The sequence below is a fragment of the Cellulomonas sp. GbtcB1 genome (assembly GCF_019091725.1).
GTDB lineage: Bacteria > Actinomycetota > Actinomycetes > Actinomycetales > Cellulomonadaceae > Cellulomonas.
The window spans coordinates 67,834-85,142 of sequence record NZ_JAGXJG010000007.1 but is presented as its reverse complement, the minus strand read 5'-3'; the positions used below and the strand labels follow the sequence as shown (position 1 = coordinate 85,142).

13 protein-coding genes are annotated in these 17,309 nt (G+C 76.2%); 9 read left to right on the top strand and 4 right to left on the bottom strand.

The window, feature by feature from the left end:
- Nucleotides 1-110: 110 nt before the first annotated feature.
- Both rsgA and purL read right to left on the bottom strand, forming a co-directional pair.
- Nucleotides 111-1,247, bottom strand: coding sequence for a ribosome small subunit-dependent GTPase A (gene rsgA, locus KVT14_RS04470; RefSeq protein WP_217614558.1), 1,137 nt, complete (start codon nt 1,245-1,247; stop codon nt 111-113).
- 224 nt (nt 1,248-1,471) lie between these two features.
- Nucleotides 1,472-3,886, bottom strand: coding sequence for a phosphoribosylformylglycinamidine synthase subunit PurL (gene purL / locus KVT14_RS04465; protein ID WP_217614557.1), 2,415 nt, complete (start codon nt 3,884-3,886; stop codon nt 1,472-1,474).
- Nucleotides 3,887-4,046: 160 nt separating this feature from the next.
- On the opposite strand from purL, the gene KVT14_RS23125 reads away from it, so the two are divergent.
- From KVT14_RS23125 to KVT14_RS04435, 6 genes are all read left to right on the top strand, one after another.
- Nucleotides 4,047-4,877: a DUF2599 domain-containing protein gene (locus tag KVT14_RS23125; RefSeq protein WP_308160888.1), complete on the top strand. Its 831-nt coding sequence runs from the start codon at nt 4,047-4,049 to the stop codon at nt 4,875-4,877.
- Nucleotides 4,878-5,315: 438 nt separating this feature from the next.
- Nucleotides 5,316-6,845: an ABC transporter substrate-binding protein gene (locus tag KVT14_RS04455; protein WP_217614556.1), complete on the top strand. Its 1,530-nt coding sequence runs from the start codon at nt 5,316-5,318 to the stop codon at nt 6,843-6,845.
- Between the two features lie 4 nt (nt 6,846-6,849).
- On the top strand, nt 6,850-7,806 hold the full coding sequence (locus tag KVT14_RS04450; protein ID WP_147794573.1) for an ABC transporter permease: 957 nt from the start codon (nt 6,850-6,852) through the stop codon (nt 7,804-7,806).
- Entirely contained in the window at nt 7,803-8,717 is a 915-nt protein-coding gene (locus KVT14_RS04445) for an ABC transporter permease (protein ID WP_217614555.1), read from the top strand. The genes KVT14_RS04450 and KVT14_RS04445 overlap by 4 nt, the downstream gene beginning before the upstream one ends.
- On the top strand, nt 8,714-9,574 hold the full coding sequence (locus KVT14_RS04440; RefSeq protein WP_217614554.1) for an ABC transporter ATP-binding protein: 861 nt from the start codon (nt 8,714-8,716) through the stop codon (nt 9,572-9,574). Before KVT14_RS04445 ends, KVT14_RS04440 begins: the two co-directional genes overlap by 4 nt.
- Nucleotides 9,571-10,371, top strand: coding sequence for an ABC transporter ATP-binding protein (locus KVT14_RS04435; RefSeq protein WP_217614553.1), 801 nt, complete (start codon nt 9,571-9,573; stop codon nt 10,369-10,371). Before KVT14_RS04440 ends, KVT14_RS04435 begins: the two co-directional genes overlap by 4 nt.
- Nucleotides 10,372-10,487: 116 nt before the next feature.
- On the opposite strand, the gene KVT14_RS04430 is transcribed toward KVT14_RS04435, so the two are convergent.
- Both KVT14_RS04430 and KVT14_RS04425 read right to left on the bottom strand, forming a co-directional pair.
- Nucleotides 10,488-12,620: an acyl-CoA dehydrogenase gene (locus KVT14_RS04430; RefSeq protein ID WP_217614552.1), complete on the bottom strand. Its 2,133-nt coding sequence runs from the start codon at nt 12,618-12,620 to the stop codon at nt 10,488-10,490.
- A 50-nt stretch (nt 12,621-12,670) separates the two neighbouring features.
- Nucleotides 12,671-13,384 carry a TetR/AcrR family transcriptional regulator gene (locus tag KVT14_RS04425; RefSeq protein WP_217614551.1) on the bottom strand — a complete coding sequence of 238 codons (714 nt, stop codon included), beginning with the start codon at nt 13,382-13,384 and terminating at the stop codon, nt 12,671-12,673.
- Between the two features lie 134 nt (nt 13,385-13,518).
- On the opposite strand from KVT14_RS04425, the gene KVT14_RS04420 reads away from it, so the two are divergent.
- The 3 genes from KVT14_RS04420 to KVT14_RS04410 are packed head-to-tail and all read left to right on the top strand — an operon-like array spanning nt 13,519 to nt 17,290.
- Entirely contained in the window at nt 13,519-14,871 is a 1,353-nt protein-coding gene (locus KVT14_RS04420) for an acetyl-CoA C-acetyltransferase (RefSeq protein ID WP_217614550.1), read from the top strand.
- Nucleotides 14,871-16,235, top strand: coding sequence for a 3-oxoacyl-ACP reductase (locus KVT14_RS04415; protein ID WP_217614549.1), 1,365 nt, complete (start codon nt 14,871-14,873; stop codon nt 16,233-16,235). Before KVT14_RS04420 ends, KVT14_RS04415 begins: the two co-directional genes overlap by 1 nt.
- Nucleotides 16,232-17,290 carry a MaoC/PaaZ C-terminal domain-containing protein gene (locus KVT14_RS04410; RefSeq protein ID WP_308160887.1) on the top strand — a complete coding sequence of 353 codons (1,059 nt, stop codon included), beginning with the start codon at nt 16,232-16,234 and terminating at the stop codon, nt 17,288-17,290. The genes KVT14_RS04415 and KVT14_RS04410 overlap by 4 nt, the downstream gene beginning before the upstream one ends.
- The last annotated feature ends 19 nt before the right edge of the window (nt 17,291-17,309 follow it).

The following is a 17,309-nucleotide window of genomic DNA, read 5'->3' as shown; positions in this document are numbered from 1 at the left end:
GCCGGCGAGGTCGTCCCATCGTGGCGAGGTCGGCACTCGTTTGTGACGACCTCACCGGGTTGTGCCGACCTCACCGGGTCGTGACGACCCCACCCGGTGACCTCACCGGGTCAGCGCGTCGGGCGGCCCTGCTGGAGGCGGTGGTACGCCACCGTCGCGCGCCGCACGCGGTTGCGCTCCGCCGCCGCCAGCGCCGCGTCCGCACGGCGCTCCTGGTAGGCCGCCTCCCGGGCCAGCCGCCGCCAGGAGTCGAGCCGCCGCGCGGGCAGCGTGCCGTCCTCGACGGCCGCGAGCACCGCGCAGCCCGGCTCGGTGCGGTGCGCGCAGTCGGCGAACCGGCAGCCGCCGGCGAGGTCGGCCACGTCCGCGAACGTCGCGTCCAGCGCCGCGGCGTCCGCGACCAGCCCGACGCCGCGCAGTCCCGGGGTGTCGATGAGGCAGGCGCCACCGGCGAGCGGCACGAGCTCCCGGTGCACGGTGGTGTGCCGCCCGCGCCCGTCGGCCCGGCGGTCGCCGGTCGCCATCACGTCCGTGCCGGCCAGCGCGTTCACCAGCGTCGACTTCCCCGCGCCCGACGGCCCCACGACCACGAGCGTCCGCCCGGGCCCCAGCAGGGCGCGCACCGGCTCCAGCCCCGTCCCGGCCGCGACGCTGACCGCGTGCACGTCGGCGCCGATCGCGAGCGCCCGCACCTCGTCGGCCATGCCGTCCGGGTCCGGCACGAGGTCGGCCTTGGTCAGCACCACGACCGGCGTCGCCCCCGACCGCCAGGCCAGGGTCAGCAGCCGCTCGACGCGCCCGGGGCTCGGGTCGGGGTCCAGGTGCTCGACGACGAGCACGACGTCGACGTTCGCGGCGAGCACCTGGGCGCGGGAGGTGCGGTCGGCGCCGTCCCGGACCACCGCGGTGCGGCGCGGGCGGAGGCCGACGAGCAGCGGGGCGCCGTCCGGGCCGACGCCCAGCACGGCGTGGTCGCCCACCGCGGGCGGCACCGCGTCCCCGGGGGCGCCGTCGGCGTCGAGCAGCGGCACCAGCCCCTCGCCCGGCAGCGGCACCCGCACGGGATCGGCACCGGCTGCGGCGGAACCGGTCGACACCCCCGCCGCGTCGCCGGCCGTGAGGCCCGCCGCCTCGCCGGTCGTGGCCCCCGCCCCGCCGGCGTCCGCGGGCAGCACGAGCACGGCCCCGCGGTCGACGCGCACCACGCGTCCCGCGGCGCCCGGGAACCCGGCTCCGAGAGTGGACATGCCCACGACGGTAGGAACCCCCGCACGGTGCGCGCGAGCCCTTTTCGCGCGCACCCCGCACCGCCCTGCGCCCACCCGTCCGGCGGATGGATCCACTCGAGCTGACTCGCCCGCGCGTGTCGGCTCGAGTGGATCCATCCGCCGGTGGGCCGGGCGGCCCGGGGTGGCGCCGCGGGCGCCGGGTTGCTGCCGCCGACGACCCCCGGGCCGCCGCCCGCTCGGCGTCAGCCGAAGTGGCGCGGGAGGGTGGCCTCGTGCGCCGCGCGGGCCTCGGCCAGCGGGAGCGTGAACAGGCCCGTGACCTCGACGGCCGGCGCGTGCACGTGCTGCTCCGGCGCGTCCTGCGTCGGGGCGCCCGCGCCGGGGCTGCAGGTCTCGGCCGTGACGCCGATCGCCAGCGCCGGGACGCCCTGCGCGGTGCAGAGGTCCTCGAACCGCACGGTCTCGGACCGCGGCACCGCGACGACCGCGCGGGCCGTCGACTCCGAGAACAGCGCCTCGAACGGCGTGACGCCGTCGCGCTCGCACAGCCCGGCGAGGTCGACCTGCACGCCGACGCCGTACCGCAGCGAGGACTCGACGAGCGCCTGCGCGAGCCCGCCCTCGGACAGGTCGTGCGCGGCGTCGACCAGGTCGTCCCGCGACGCCCGGACCAGCACGGTCGCGAGCTTCCGCTCGGCCTCCAGGTCGACGCGCGGCGGGGTGCCGCCGAGTTGGGCGTGCGCGACGTCGGCCCACGCCGAGCCGTCGAGCTCCCCGCGGGTCGTGCCGAGCAGGTAGACCGACTGGCCCGCGGTGGTCCAGCCGGACGGCGTGGCCTCCGCGACGTCGTCGATCACGCCGAGCACGCCGACGACCGGCGTCGGGTGGATGGCGGAGTCGATCTTGCCGGGCTCGCCGGTGCCGTTGTAGAGCGAGACGTTGCCGCCGGTGACCGGGGTCCCGAGCACCGCGCAGGCGTCGGCGAGGCCCTCGATCGCCTGCACGAGCTGCCACATCGACGCGGGGTCCTCGGGGCTGCCGAAGTTGAGGCAGTCGGTGACGGCCAGCGGCTTGGCGCCCGAGGCGGCGACGTTCCGGTACGCCTCGGCGAGCGCGAGCTGCGCGCCGGCGTACGGGTCGAGCTTGGCGTACCGGCCGTTCGCGTCGGTCGCGAGCGCGACGCCCAGGCCGGTCGACTCGTCGACGCGGACCACGCCGGCGTCGTCGGGCTGCGCGAGGGCGGTGTTGCCCTGCACGAACCGGTCGTACTGGTCGGTGACCCACGCCTTCGACGCGAGGTTCGGCGACGCGAGCAGCGCCAGCACGGTGGCCCGCAGCGCGGGGCCGCCCTCCGGGCGGGCGTACCGCCGCGCGCCCTCGGGCGTGCTGACGGAGTCCGCGACCAGGCCGTCCTGCCACTCCGGGCGGGAGTACGGGCGGTCGTAGACCGGGCCCTCGTGCGCGACCGTCTTCGGGTCGACGTCGACGATCCGCTGCCCGTGGTGGTCGATCGTGAGGCGGCCGGTGCCGGTGACCTCGCCGATCACGGCGGTCTCGACGTCCCACTTGCCGGTGATCGCCAGGAACTCGTCGAGCTTCTCCGGCGTGACGACCGCCATCATCCGCTCCTGCGACTCCGACATGAGGATCTCGCCGGCGGTCAGGGTGGGGTCGCGCAGCAGCACGTTCTCGAGGTCGACGTGCATGCCGCCGTCGCCGTTGGACGCGAGCTCCGAGGTGGCGCAGGAGATGCCGGCGGCGCCGAGGTCCTGGATGCCCTCGACCACGCGGGCCGCGTACAGCTCCAGGCAGCACTCGATGAGCACCTTCTCCATGAACGGGTCGCCGACCTGGACGCTCGGGCGCTTCGACGGCTTGGTGTCGTCGAAGGTCTCCGAGGCCAGGATCGAGGCGCCGCCGATGCCGTCGCCGCCGGTGCGCGCGCCGAACAGCACGACCTTGTTGCCCACGCCCGAGGCGTTGGCCAGGTGGATGTCCTCGTGCCGCAGCACGCCGAGGCAGAGCGCGTTGACCAGCGGGTTGCCCTGGTAGGAGGCGTCGAAGACGAGCTCGCCGCCGATGTTCGGCAGGCCGAGCGAGTTGCCGTACCCGCCGACGCCGGAGACGACGCCGTGCACCACGCGGGCGGTGTCGGGGTGGTCCACGGCGCCGAACCGCAGCTGGTCCATGACCGCGACCGGGCGCGCGCCCATCGAGATGATGTCGCGGACGATGCCGCCGACGCCGGTCGCGGCGCCCTGGTACGGCTCGACGTACGACGGGTGGTTGTGCGACTCGACCTTGAACGTCACGGCCCAGCCGTCGCCGATGTCGACGACGCCGGCGTTCTCGCCGATGCCGACGAGCAGGTGCTCGGTCATCTCCGGCGTGACGCGCTCGCCGAACTTGCGCAGGTGGGTCTTGCTCGACTTGTACGAGCAGTGCTCCGACCACATGACGGAGTACATGGCCAGCTCGGCGGCCGTGGGGCGGCGGCCGAGGATGTCGCGGATCCGCTGGTACTCGTCCGGCTTGAGGCCGAGCTCCGCGAACGGCTGCTCCTGGTCGGGGGTGGCCGCGGCGGCGTCGACGGTGTCGGACACGTGGCCCGAGGTCGGCTCGGCGGGGCGCTGCGAGGCGGGCGTCGTGCTGGTCATCGAATCCCTCGGGCTGGGGGCCCGCTGCGCGGCGGTCGGGGGACCGGGCCGGCGGCGGCGGGCGGGCATCGGCAGACGTGACCCAGGTTACCCGCGCGCCGGGGGCCGCCGGCACGCGCGCCCGGCGACCGGACCGCGCGCCTGCCGCCACAATGGCGCGGTGACGCGACGCGCCCTCCTGGCCCTGCCGGCCGCCGCCCTGCTCGGGTCGCTGCTGCTCGCCGGGTGCACCGCGGACCGTGCCCCGGGTCCGACCGCGCCCGCGCCGGCCACCACCGCGTCCTCCCCCGACGGCGGGGCCTCCCCCGACGCGGCCGCCGTCCGTGCCGACGGCACCCCCGTGGCCTCGGGCACCGTCACGCTGTCCGTGCTGGCCCCGGGCGGCCCGCCCACGTCGACTCCCGCGGAGGACGACGCCGTGCTGCTGGCGGTCGCCGTCCCGGCCGACGACGCCGCCGCGACGCTGGTCACCGTCGCGACGCTCGCGCCCCCGGAGGGCGGCACGATCGACGTCCTCGACGACCTGTCCGCGGTGGTCCGCGGCGCCGACGGGGCGGTGCTGGCCGGGCTCACCGCCCCGCTGCTGGACGACCCTGCCGGCCGCACCGTCCGGGTCCGCACCGCCGAGGACGGCACGACCACCTGGCTCGCGGAGGGCGCCGCCGGGTCAGGCGCGGCGGGCGGCACGGTGACCGCGACGTTCGCGGCGACGGCCGTGCTCGACGCGACCTGGCGCGACCTGGCCGACGAGGGCGGCCGGTCGCTCGCCGTCGAGCCCGCCGCGTGGGCGCGCCGCGGCAGCCTGGCCGCCGAGGAGGCGGTGTGGTCCGCGCTGGTCGCCGCCGAGCCCGAGGCGGACGCGCAGAACGTCCGCGACCAGCTCACCTGCCACCTGATCGGCGCGCCCGACAAGGCCACCTGGAACCTGGAACCGTGGCGGCCGGACGTCGGCCTGCTGGAGACGATCGCGGCGCTCTGCAACCCGTCCTGACCGACCCGCGCGCACCGACCCGTGCGCCCGCATGCCGGACCGCCCGTCCCGACGCGCGGTCGGTTGTTGCTACAGTCATCCGCATCATGCGCCACACGACCACCCCCGCACGCACCCGCGCCTGTCGACCCGCGTCGACCGCCGCGTGCTGTTGTCGTCGCTGAGCGCCCCGCGTCCCTGACGCCCGCGCGTCCCTGACGCGCCCGGCGAGCCGCCGCACCCGCGCCGGCACCGCCGCCCGGAGCCCGCTCCGCCCCCACGCGCCGTCGCGCCACCCCGTCCCGGGAATTCCCGACCCACCGGTCTGGTTCCGGTCCATCGGGGAGCCGCGGCGCCGACGCACGCACCCGGCCGCGGGCAGCCCGCCCGGCGCCCGGACGCACGCCCATCCCCCTCGCGCGGCACACCGCCGCGCGGCCCTCCCGGAAGGACACCCCCGTGAGCACCCGTCGCTCCCGCCGCGCCCCGCTCGGCGCCGCCCTGGCCGTCGCCGCCGCCCTGGCGCTGGCCGCCTGCGGCTCCGGCTCGGGCTCCGGCGGCGACTCGTCCGCAGCCTCGGGCACGCCCGACGCCTCGGCCGAGATCGTCATCGGCTCCACCAACGAGCCCACCGGGCTCGTCCGCAACGTCGGCGGCTCGTCCGGCGTCTCGCAGACGATGACCCGCAACGTGTTCGAGGGCCTGACCTCGGTGGACGTCGACGGGCAGGTCATCCCGACGCTCGCCGAGTCCTGGGACGTGTCGGAGGACGGCCTGACGTACACGTTCCACCTGCAGCCGGACGTGACCTTCCACGACGGCACGCCGCTGACCGCGGACGACGTGGTGTGGAGCATCTCCGAGGCGATCGGCCCGGAGTCGAAGTCCGCCCGCAAGAGCGACCTGCTCGTCATCCAGCAGGTCACCGCGGTCGACGACGCCACCGTCGAGCTCGACCTGTCCCGCCCGTCGCAGGGTCTGACGTTCTACCTCGCCTCCGTCACGATCGTGAAGGACGGCGACACCGAGCTCACCAGCGACAACGGCACCGGGCCCTACCGGTTCGTCGAGTGGGTGCAGGGCGACCACCTGACGATCGAGAAGTTCGACGGCTACTGGGGCGAGCCCGCGAAGAACGCCGGGGTCACATTCCGGTTCTTCCAGGACACCACCGCGCTGAACAACGCGCTGCTCACCGGCGACCTGGACCTGGTCATCGCGGAGGACTCCCCGGACCAGCTCGTGCAGTTCGAGGACAACCCGGACTTCACGATCACCGAGGGCACGTCGACCACCAAGCAGCTCTGGGCGTTCAACGACCGCGAGGCGCCGTTCAGCGACGTCCGCGTCCGCCAGGCGCTCTACAAGGCGATCGACCGCGACGCGATCCTGTCGGCGGTCTGGGACGGCTACGGCCAGGTCATCGGCTCGATGGTCCCGCCGACGGACCCGTGGTTCGTCGACCAGGCCGACGTGCACGGCTTCGACCCGGAGGCCGCGCAGGCGCTCCTCGACGAGGCCGGCGTCACCGACCTGGAGATCTCCGTGGACTACATCCCGGACGACACCACCGAGGCGATCCTCGCGCTGCTCACCAAGAACCTCGCCGCCGTGGGCGTCACGCTGACCCCGAACCCGATCGACGACGCCACCTGGTACCAGAAGGTCTACACGGACCACGACTTCGAGACGACCCTCATGGGCCACGTGAACCCGCGCGACGTGCTCTGGTACGCGAACCCCGACTTCTACTGGGGCTACGACAACCCGCAGGTGCAGGAGTGGGTCGCCCAGGCCGACGAGGCGAGCACCGAGGCCGAGCAGGTCGACCTGCTGAAGCAGGTCAACGAGACCATCGGCGAGGAGGCGGCGTCCGCCTGGCTGTACCTAGACCCGCAGATCCGCGTCGCCCGCTCCGACGTGACCGGCTTCCCCGTCGACCAGGTGACCGAGTCGTTCTACGTCGCCGACATCGTCCGGGAGTCCTGACACCGTGCGTGCTGCACTGCTGCGGATCGGCGCCCTGCTGATCTCCCTCGTCCTGGCCAGTGTGGTCGTGTTCGTCGTGCTCCGGCTGCTGCCGGGCGACGCCGCGGGCGCCACCCTGGGCGTGGGCACCACCACGGACCAGCTCGACCAGCTCCGCTCGGAGCTCGGGACGGACCAGCCGGTGGTGACGCAGTACGTGCAGTGGCTCGGGCAGATCGTCCGCGGGGACCTCGGCACGTCGTTCGTGTCGCGGCTCCCCGTGGCCGACCTCATCACGCAGAAGCTGCCCATCACGGTGCCGCTCAGCCTGTCCGCGTTCGTCCTGGCCGTGCTCGTGTCGGTCCCCCTCGGCGTGATCGCCGCGGTGCACCGGCGCGGGCCGGTCGGAGTCGCGGTGTCGGCCGTCTCCCAGCTCGGCGTCGCGGTGCCGGTGTTCTGGGTGGGCGTGCTGCTCGTGCTCGTGCTCGCCCTGCAGGCCCGGTGGCTGCCGGCCGGCGGCTTCCCGCGCACCGGCTGGGACGACCCCGCCGCCGCGGTGCGGTCGCTGGTGCTGCCGGTGGTGACCGTGGCGATCGCCATGTCGGCGGTCATGGTCCGGTACGTGCGGTCCGCGACCCTCGACGTGCTGGACCAGGACTACCTGCGCACCGCGCGGTCCCTCGGCTACGGCCGGTGGCACGCGCTGGCGCGGCACGGGCTGCGGAACGCGGCCGTGCCCGTCGTGTCGATCCTCGGCATCGAGCTGGCGACCTCGCTGCTCGGCGCCGTCGTGATCGAGAACGTGTTCGCCCTGCCCGGGCTGGGCACGCTGCTGCTCGACTCGGTGACCTCCCGCGACCTGCCGGTGGTGCAGGCGCTCGTGCTGGGGCTGACCGCGATCGTGCTGATCATGAACGCGCTGGTCGACCTCGGGCAGCGCGCCATCGACCCGCGGCTGCGGACGGCGGAGGTGACGGCATGACCGGCGAGCTCACGACCACCACCCCGGTCGCGCGGGGCGTCGAGGCGCCCGGCGCCACGCCGGAGACCCCCGCGACCGGGCGCGCCCGCGGCGCCCGCCGCCTGCCCCCGTCGCTCGTCGTCGGCGCCGTCCTGGTCGGCCTCGTCGCCCTGGTCGGTCTGGTGTCGCTGTTCTGGACCCCCTACGCCCTCGACGACACCGGCTCCGGCGAACGCCTGGCCGGCCCGAGCGCCGCGCACTGGGGCGGCACCGACCGCCTCGGCCGCGACCTGCTGTCCCAGCTGATGACCGGCGCGGGCAACGCCCTGGTCGTCGCGGTCGCCTCGATGCTCGTCGCCGGGGTGCTCGGCGTCGCGGTCGGCGTGCTCGCCGGCGCCACCCGGCGCTGGGTCGACGTCACACTGCTCTCGGCGGTCGACCTGCTCATCGCCTTCCCCACGCTGCTGCTCGCCATGCTCATCGTCACGGTGCGCGGGGCCTCCCTGTCGTCGGCGATCTGGGCCATCGGCATCTCCGGGTCCGCCGTCATCGCGCGGGTCACCCGGGTCAACGTCGCCCGGGTGCTGCGCGAGGACTACGTCACGGCCGCGCACGCCGCGGGCACCGGCTGGTGGGGCACCGTGCTGCGGCACGTCGTGCCGAACGTCTGGCCGACCCTGCTGGTGCAGCTGATGCTGCTCGGCGGCGGCGCGGTGCTCGCCGAGGCGTCGCTCTCCTACCTCGGCCTAGGCGCCCCGCCCCCCAACGCGTCCTGGGGCCGGCTGCTCCAGGAGGCGCAGTCGACCATGCTCGTCCAGCCGTGGGGCGCGGTCCTGCCCGGCGTCGCGATCGTGGTCGCCGTCCTCGGGCTGAACCTGCTCGGCGACGGCGTCCGCGAGCGCACCGACCCCAACCTGAGGGGGGACCGATGACCGCCCTGCTGTCCGTGGAGGACCTGACCGTCACCACCTCGACCGGGCGCCGGATCCTCGACGGCGTCTCCTGGTCGTTGGACGCCGGCGGCCGGCTCGGCGTCGTCGGCGAGTCGGGCTCCGGCAAGTCGATGACCGCCCTGGCCGTGCTCGGCCTGCTGCCCGAGGGGATGCGGGCCACCGGCCGCGTCCTGCTCGACGGCGAGGACCTGCTGACCCTGCCCCCGCGGCGGCTCGCCCGGGTCCGCGGCGGGCAGGTCGCGATGGTGTTCCAGGAGCCGCTGACCGCGCTCGACCCGCTGATGACCGTCGGCCGGCAGATCACCGGCCCGCTGCGGCTGCACCGGGGGCTGCGCGGCGCGGCGGCGCGGGACGAGGCGGCCCGGCTGGCCCGGCTCGTGCACCTCGACGACACCGAGCGCATCCTCGGCTCCTACCCGTGGCAGCTGTCCGGCGGGCAGCGGCAGCGGGTCGCCCTGGCGATGGCGCTCGCCTGCGAGCCGCGTGTGCTGCTGGCGGACGAGCCGACGACCGCGCTCGACGTGACCGTCCAGGCCGAGGTGCTCGACCTGCTCGACGACCTCGTCGACCGGACCGGCGTCGCGCTCGTCTTCGTCACGCACGACCTGCCCGTGGTCGCCCGCGTCGCGCGGGACCTGGTGGTCATGCGCGACGGCCGGGTGGTCGAGCACACCTCGGTCGCCGCGGCGCTGGCCGGGGGCGAGGCCGCGTACACGCGGGAGCTCGTCGGGGCGGCGCGGGCCGTGACGGGGCTGCCGGGCGGCGGGCCCGCGGCGGGTGCCGCGGGTGCGGTGCATGCAACGCTGCCGGCGACAGACGGGGAGGCGGCCCGATGACCGCGACCGTCCCGACCCCGGCCGGCGCGCCGGACGCCCCCGCCGCGCCCGTGCTCGAGGCCGTCGACGTGGTCCGCACCTTCGGCACCACCCGCGCGCTCGACGGCGTCTCCGTGCGCGTCGAGGCCGGCCGCAGCGTCGGCATCGTCGGCGAGTCCGGCTCCGGGAAGTCGACCCTGCTACGCCAGCTGCTCGCGCTCGACTCCCCCACCGCCGGCGAGGTCCGGTACCGCGGCGAGCCCCTGGCGCGCCGCGACCGCGGCCTGCTCCGCCGGCTCCGCGCCGACGTCCAGCCGGTGTTCCAGGACCCGCGGTCCTCGCTGGACCCGCGCATGCGGGTCGGCGCCGTCGTCGCGGAGCCGCTGCGTTCGCTCAGGGTCCCGGGTGACCACCGGGAGCGCGTCGCCGAGGTGCTGGCAGCCGTCGGACTGGACCCCGACGTGGCGTCCCGCTACCCGGCGCAGTTCTCCGGCGGCCAGCGGCAGCGCATCGCGATCGCGCGGGCCCTGGCGCCCCGGCCGTCGGTGCTCGTCGCCGACGAGCCGGTGTCGGCGCTCGACGTGTCCGTGCGCGGGCAGGTCGTCGACCTGCTGCAGCGGCTCGCCGCGGAGCAGGGGCTGACGCTGGTGCTGGTGTCGCACGACATCGCCATCGTCGGGCGGCTGTGCGAGCGGACCGTCGTGCTGCACCACGGGCGGGTCGTCGAGGAGGGGCCGACGGCGTCGCTGCTGGCGGACCCGCAGGAGGCGTACACCCGCCGGCTGCTGGCGGCGGTCCCGCAGCTCCCGGTGTCCTGAGCCCCGGGAACGACCCTCGAGTGGAAGATTCTGCCGGACACGCCCCGGGCGTGTCCGGCAGAACCTTCCACCGTGGGCAGGGCTGGCCCCGGGGCCGACCCCCGCCCCGCCCCGCGTCAGCGCGCCGGCTTCGGCTCCGGCACCGGCTCCGTCCCCGACGCCCTCGCCGCGCGCTGCGCCTCGCGCGCCTCCGCCTGCCGCTCGGCCTCCGCCCCCGACGCGATCTCGGCGCGCACGTGCTCCGGGGCGTACCCGAACGCGTCGACCAGGTCCTGCGCGTGCGGCCGCAGCCGGACCAGCAGCCGCTCGATGTATGACGTCACCGTGCGCGCCCGGCCGGCGGACAGCCGCCCGTTCACCAGGTACCAGGCGAGGTTCCGCTCGATGACGGTGAGCCCGAACAGGTCCCGCAGCCGGGTGAGCACCTGGCGGGTGCCGGCGTCCGGCACCGCGTCGAGCGCCCGGGTGAACGCCTCCCACTGCAGCAGCTCGGCGTGCGCGCGGGCGGCCTCGACGAGCTCGTGCTGGTGCGCGTCGAACAGCTCCGCCGCGACCTCGGGGGTGGCGCGCCGGGCCGGGCGCAGCGCCTGGGCGAGCTCCGCCACCATCGTCGCCACCCGGTCGGCCAGGAGGTCCCGCTGGGTGTGCGGGTCGCGGAGCTGACCGGCCGACCGGCGCGCGTCGCCGGCGTCGACCAGGGTCTGCACGGCGCGGGCCAGCGGCATCCGGTGCAGCGCGGCGTCCGCCGCCTTGCCCGCCACCAGCCGGGCCATGACGGCCGGGTCGCCGCCGACCTGCGCGGCGTACCGGGCGAGCAGCCGCTTGCCGACGAGCTGGTAGAGCACGGTGTTGTCGCCCTCGAACGTCACGTACACGTCGAGGTCGGCGCGCAGCGAGGTCAGCCGGTTGGCGGTGAGGAAGCCCGCGCCGCCGCACGCCTCCCGGCACGTCTGCAGGGTCCGCAGCGCGTGCCAGGTCGACGTCGGCTTGAGCGCCGCCGCCAGGGTCTCGAGCTCCTCCCGGGAGTCCGGGGTGTCGTCCCGGCCGGAGAACACGTCGTCGAACGCGGCGAGCAGGTGCTCGTGCGCGAACGTCGCGGCGTAGGTCTCGGCGAGCAGCGGCAGCAGCCGGCGGCGGTGCTCGCCGTAGTCGAGCAGGACCACCTCGTCCGTCGGGGACGCCCCGGCGAACTGCCGGCGCTGGTTGCCGTAGGTCACCGCGACGACCAGGCCGAGCTTGGCGGCGTTCACCGCCGCGCCGTCGAGTGAGACCCGCCCCTGCACGAGCGTGCCGAGCATGGTGAAGAACCGGCGTCCCGGGCTGGCGATCGGGGACGAGTACGTGCCGTCCGCGGCGACGGAGCCGTACCGGTCGAGCAGGTCGGCCCGCGGGACCCGCACGTGGTCGAACCACAGCCGGCCGTTGTCGATGCCGTTCAGCCCGCCCTTGAGACCGTCGTCCTCACCGCCGACGCCCGGCAGGAACTCCCCCGTCGCGGCGTCCCGGATGGGCACGTGGAACGCGTGCACCCCGTGGTTCACCGGTCGCGGGTCCTCCGGGCCCTGCGACACCAGCTGCGCGAACACCACGGCCGCCGTGCCGTGCTGGCCCGCGTTGCCGAGGTAGTCCTTCCACGCCGCCCGGAACGGCGTGTGGAGCACGAACTCCTCGGTGGCGGGGTCGTAGGTCGCGGTGGTGCCGATGCTGGCGACGTCCGAGCCGTGCCCGGTCTCCGTCATCGCGAACGCGCCGGGCACGTCGACCGACATCGCGCCGGGCAGCAGCCGGTCGTGGTGCCGCTCGGTGCCGAGGTGCAGGATCGCGGACGCGTACAGGCCCCACTGCACGCCGGCCTTGATCTGCAGCGACGGGTCCGCCGCGACCAGCTCCTCGAACCGGGCCAGGCTGCCGCCGTGGTCGTCGGCGCCGCCGAGCCGCGCGGGGAAGGCGCGCAGGACGTCGCCCTCGGCCGCGAGGGTGCGGAGCTGGTCGAGCACCCGGGCCCGGTGCTCGGGGACGGGCAGCCCCTCGACGCGCTGGAACCGCGGCTGCGCGACCACGTCGCGCGCGCCGCGGCGCAGGTCGGCGTACCGGCCGAGCAGCACGTCGGTCAGCCGGGGCACGTCCACGCGCGGGTCCGTGTGCTTCCGGCCGTGCGGGTGCCCGGCGCCGGTGGGCCGGACGGTCGCGGTCGGGGTCGTCACCGCCGGGCCGGGGGTGGTGGCCGGGGTCGGTGCGGTGGTCGTCATGCGGTCTCCCCTGGGTCGGTGCGTCGCCGTCGGCGCACGGTTCGGGTGAATCAGTCGGCGGACGGGTGCTGCTGGTCTCGGTGCGGTGCCGGCTCGGTGCGCCCGGCCTGCTCGCGGGTGCGCGCGCCGACCGGCCCGGCCCAGAGCCAGGCGGCGACGCGGGTGGCGACGTCCTCGCGGTCCTCGCGGCCGGCGCCCGGGGTGCCGGGCGCCGCGAGCCAGCGCTCCCCCGCGCCCCGCACGAACCCGACGGCGCCGGCGGCCCACAGCCGCGTCCAGGCCGCGTCGGCGGGGTCGGCCGTGGCGCCGGGCCCCTCCTTCAGCGCCCGCACGAACGGCTCGGCCACCAGCTCGGTGACCGAGTCGAGGAAGTGGCCCACGGAGCCGCCGCGGGTCACGAACGCGTACACGTGCGGCGAGGACTCGATCATCGACAGGTAGGTGTCGACCATCCCGCGCAGGGCGTCGCGCGGCCCGGCCGCCCCCGCCGCGGCCGCGTCCAGGGCGTCCCGGATGTCGGCGACCACTGCCGCGGCGACCGCGAGCTGCAGGCCGTCCTTGTCGGTGAAGTACCGGTAGACGATCGACTTCGACGTGCCGGCGGCCGCCGCGATGTCGTCCATCGACACGTCCGGGCCGCCGTGGTGCACCACCTTGCGCGCGACGCGCACGAGCTCGGCGCGGCGAGCCTCCCGGTGGTCCTCCCACCGGGTCGACCGGCCGTCGTCCGTCGCCGTCGACGGTGCGCGCGTGATCGGGGTCACAGAACCGACGGTATCAGGTACTGTGAGTTTCGGGCACCGTTGCTGCAAGGGACCGAGGTCCCAACTTTCCCCGGCCGCAGCGGGCAGGACCCGACCGGCACCACCCTGATCGACGACGATGCGGGAGGACCCCGATGGCAGCGACCCCCAGCTCACCCACGGCAGCCACGACGACCGGCGGCACGCGCGCCGTGGTGGTCGGCGGCAACCGGATCCCGTTCGCGCGGGCCGGCGGGCCGTACGCGCGGGTGAGCAACCTCGACATGCTCACGGCCGCGCTCGACGGGCTCGTCGCCCGGTACGGGCTGCAGGACGAGGTGCTGGGCGAGGTCGTCGCCGGCGCCGTGCTCAAGCACAGCCGCGACTTCAACCTCACCCGCGAGGCCGTGCTCGGCTCGCCGCTGTCGGCGCGCACCCCGGCGTACGACCTGCAGCAGGCGTGCGCGACCGGGCTCGAGGCGGTCGTGTCGATCGCCAACAAGATCCGGCTCGGCCAGGTCGAGTCGGGCGTCGCGGGCGGCGTCGACTCCGCGTCGGACGTGCCGATCGCGGTCAGCGAGGGCCTGCGCCGGACGCTGCTGACCCTGGCCCGGGCGAAGACGGTCCCGCAGCGGCTCAAGGCGGCGTCGGCGCTCCGGCCCGGCGACCTCAAGCCGGCGACGCCGCGGACCGACGAGCCGCGCACCGGCCTGTCGATGGGCGAGCACCAGGCGCTCACCACCGCGCAGTGGGGCATCTCCCGGCAGGCGCAGGACGAGGTCGCGCTCGCCAGCCACCAGCGCCTCGCCGCCGCCTACGAGGACGGCTTCTTCGACGACCTCGTCACCCCGTACCGCGGCCTCGTCCGCGACCAGAACCTGCGCGCGGACACCTCGCTGGAGAAGCTCGGGAAGCTGAAGCCGGTGTTCGGCACCCGGCTCGACACCCCGGCGACGATGACCGCCGGCAACTCGACGCCGCTCACCGACGGCGCGTCCGCGGTGCTGCTCGCGTCCGAGGACTGGGCGCACGCCCGGGGGCTGACCCCGCTCGCCGCCGTGGTCGACGCCGAGACCGCCGCCGTCGACTTCGTGCACGGCGAGGACGGGCTGCTGATGGCGCCGGTGTACGCGGTGCCGCGGCTGCTCGCCCGGCAGGGCCTCGGGCTCGGCGACCTCGACTACGTGGAGATCCACGAGGCCTTCGCGTCCACGCTACTCACCACGCTGGCGGCCTGGGAGGACAAGGAGTTCTGCCTGTCCCGCCTCGGCCTGGACGACGCGCTCGGCACCGTCGACCGCGAGCGCCTCAACGTGCACGGCTCCTCGCTGGCGGCCGGGCACCCGTTCGCCGCGACCGGCGGCCGGATCGTGGCGACGGTCGCCAAGACGCTGCACCGGCGCCGCGCCGAGCTGCTCGCCGCCGGCGAGGACCGGCCGGTCCGCGCCCTGGTGTCCGTGTGCGCCGCGGGCGGCCTGGGGGTCGCGGCGATCCTGGAGGCGGTGTGATGGCGACCGACACCTACCTGGACCTGGTGAACAGCGGGTTCACCGCCAAGGTCGCGAAGCAGCTCGGCCTCCCCCGTCCCGCGCGGCTGCGCCGGTACCGCGCGGGCACCCCGCTCGTCGACGGCCCGGTGCTGGTCCTCGGCGAGGGCGGCGACGCCGACACGCTCGCGCACTTCCTGGCCGGCACCTCGCCCGAGCACAAGGGGTGGGACCTGGACGTGCGCCGGCACGCCGGCGAGGGCACCCGGTTCGCCGCCGTCGTCCTCGCCCTGACCGAGGTCGCGCACCCGCGGGACCTGGCCGAGCCCCTGCTGGCGCTCGCGCCGGTGCTCAAGACGCTCGCGCCGGGCGGCCGCGTCGTCACCGTGTCCCGGGGCGCCACGCCCGACCAGGCGCCCGCGCTCGCCGCCGCGCGGCAGGGCGTCGACGGCGCGCTGCGGTCGATCGCGAAGGAGCTCCGCGCCGGGGCCACCGGCAACGGCGTGGTCCTGGCCGACGACGTGCCGGTCACCGCCCCCGCCGTCCTCGGCGCGCTCCGGTTCCTGCTGTCCGCCCGGTCGGCCTACGTCGACGGCCAGCTGCTCCCGGTCGACTCCGCGGCCGGCACGCTGCCCGCCGACTGGGAGCGGCCGCTGGAGGGCCGGGTCGCCGTGGTGACCGGCGCCGCCCGCGGGATCGGCGAGGCCATCGCGACCACCCTCGCACGGGACGGCGCCACGGTCGTGGCCGTCGACGTGCCCGCCGCGGGCGAGGCGCTGGCCGCCGTCGCCAACCGGGTCCGCGGCACGGCGCTGCAGCTCGACGTCACCGCCGACGACGCCGGCGCCCGGATCCTCGAGCACGCGCTCGGGCGGCACGCGCGGCTCGACGTCATGGTGCACAACGCCGGCATCACGCGGGACAAGCTGCTCGCCAACATGACGCCCGACCGCTGGGAGTCGGTGATCGCGGTGAACATCGCGGCGCAGCTCCGGATCAACGAGGCCCTGCTGACCTCGGGCGACTTCGCCGACGCGCCGCGCATCGTGTCGCTCGCGTCGACGTCGGGCATCGCGGGCAACCGCGGGCAGAGCAACTACGCCGCGTCCAAGGGCGGGGTCATCGGCATGGTGCAGGCCACCGCGCCGCTGCTCGCCGCGTTCGGCGGCACCGCCAACGCGGTCGCCCCCGGGTTCATCGAGACCGAGATGACCGCGCGGATGCCGGCCCTCACCCGGCAGGTCGCGCGCCGGCTGTCGTCGCTCCAGCAGGGCGGGCTGCCGGTGGACGTGGCGGAGGCCGTGGCGTTCCTCGCGTCGCCGCAGGCGGGTGGGGTCGTCGGGCAGGTGCTGCGGGTGTGCGGGCAGAGCATGGTGGGCCGGTGACGGCGGTCGAGGCGCGGGAGCGGGACGCAGAGCCGGGCGGGCCGGGGGCGCCGGGGGTCGCTGGGGCAGCCGGCGCGGCCGGGTCCGCCGGGGCCGCCCGGCGTCGGGTGCTGACGCTCGCGGAGTCGCCCGGGCTCGGCGGGCTGTACGCGCGCGCCGGGCTGGCCTCGGGACGTGCGGCGGTCGGCGGTCCGGTGCGGCGGGCGCTGGGCGGGGTGCCGGGGATCCCGGGGGCCCCGAACGGTGAGGGTCCCCGCGCCGCCCCGGCGCTGCCGCGCGTCGAGCACCGGCTCGGCGGCGTCGTCCCCGACCCGGCGCGGCTCACCGCCTACCAGCACCTGGTCGGCGAGCCCGCGACGGACGTGCTGCCCGCGGGCTTCGTGCACGTCCTCGCGTTCCCGGTCGGCATCGCCCTGATCGTCCGGCCGGACTTCCCGATGCCGCCGCTCGGCATCGTGCACCTCGCCAACCGGGTCGAGCAGCACTCGCCGCTGCGGGTCGGGGACACGCTGGACATCCGGTCCTGGGCGGAGGACCTGCGGCCGCACCGCAAAGGCGCGCAGGTCGAGCTGATCGCCGAGGTGCGCCGCGCGGGCGCGCCCGCCGACGAGCCGCCGGCCTGGCGCGGGGTGTCGACCTACCTGGCGCCGGGGGTCCGGGTGCCCGGGCCGGAGCCGGAGGACGGCGCCCGCCCGGAGTTCGTCGCGCCCGTGCCCACCGGTCGGTGGGCGTTCGACGCCGGGGCGGGCCGCCGGTACGCCGCCGTGTCGGGCGACGCCAACCCCATCCACCTGCACCCGCTGACCGCGCGGGCGCTCGGGTTCCCGCGGGCCATCGCGCACGGGATGCTCACCGCCGCGCGGGCGCTCGCCGCGGTCGGCGCCCGGCGCGGGGAGGCGTACGACTGGGACGTGGAGTTCGCGTCGCCGGTCCTGCTGCCGTCGACGCCGGTGGTACGGGTCGCGGCGACGGGGGACGCGGCGTGGTCGGTGACGGCGTGGGACGCGAAGCGCCGGAAGCCGCACCTGACGGCGGAGGTGCGGGGGCGAGGGTGAGGCCGGCGCGGTCCGGCGG

Bases quoted from the DNA above. Each gene is read 5' to 3' on its own strand.
- rsgA (WP_217614558.1), bottom strand. From the start codon at position 1,247: ATGTCCACTCTCGGAGCCGGGTTCCCGGGCGCCGCGGGACGCGTGGTG.
- purL (WP_217614557.1), bottom strand. From the start codon at position 3,886: ATGACCAGCACGACGCCCGCCTCGCAGCGCCCCGCCGAGCCGACCTCG.
- KVT14_RS04445 (WP_217614555.1), top strand. From the start codon at position 7,803: ATGACCGGCGAGCTCACGACCACCACCCCGGTCGCGCGGGGCGTCGAG.
- KVT14_RS04440 (WP_217614554.1), top strand. From the start codon at position 8,714: ATGACCGCCCTGCTGTCCGTGGAGGACCTGACCGTCACCACCTCGACC.
- KVT14_RS04435 (WP_217614553.1), top strand. From the start codon at position 9,571: ATGACCGCGACCGTCCCGACCCCGGCCGGCGCGCCGGACGCCCCCGCC.
- KVT14_RS04430 (WP_217614552.1), bottom strand. From the start codon at position 12,620: ATGACGACCACCGCACCGACCCCGGCCACCACCCCCGGCCCGGCGGTG.
- KVT14_RS04420 (WP_217614550.1), top strand. From the start codon at position 13,519: ATGGCAGCGACCCCCAGCTCACCCACGGCAGCCACGACGACCGGCGGC.
- KVT14_RS04415 (WP_217614549.1), top strand. From the start codon at position 14,871: ATGGCGACCGACACCTACCTGGACCTGGTGAACAGCGGGTTCACCGCC.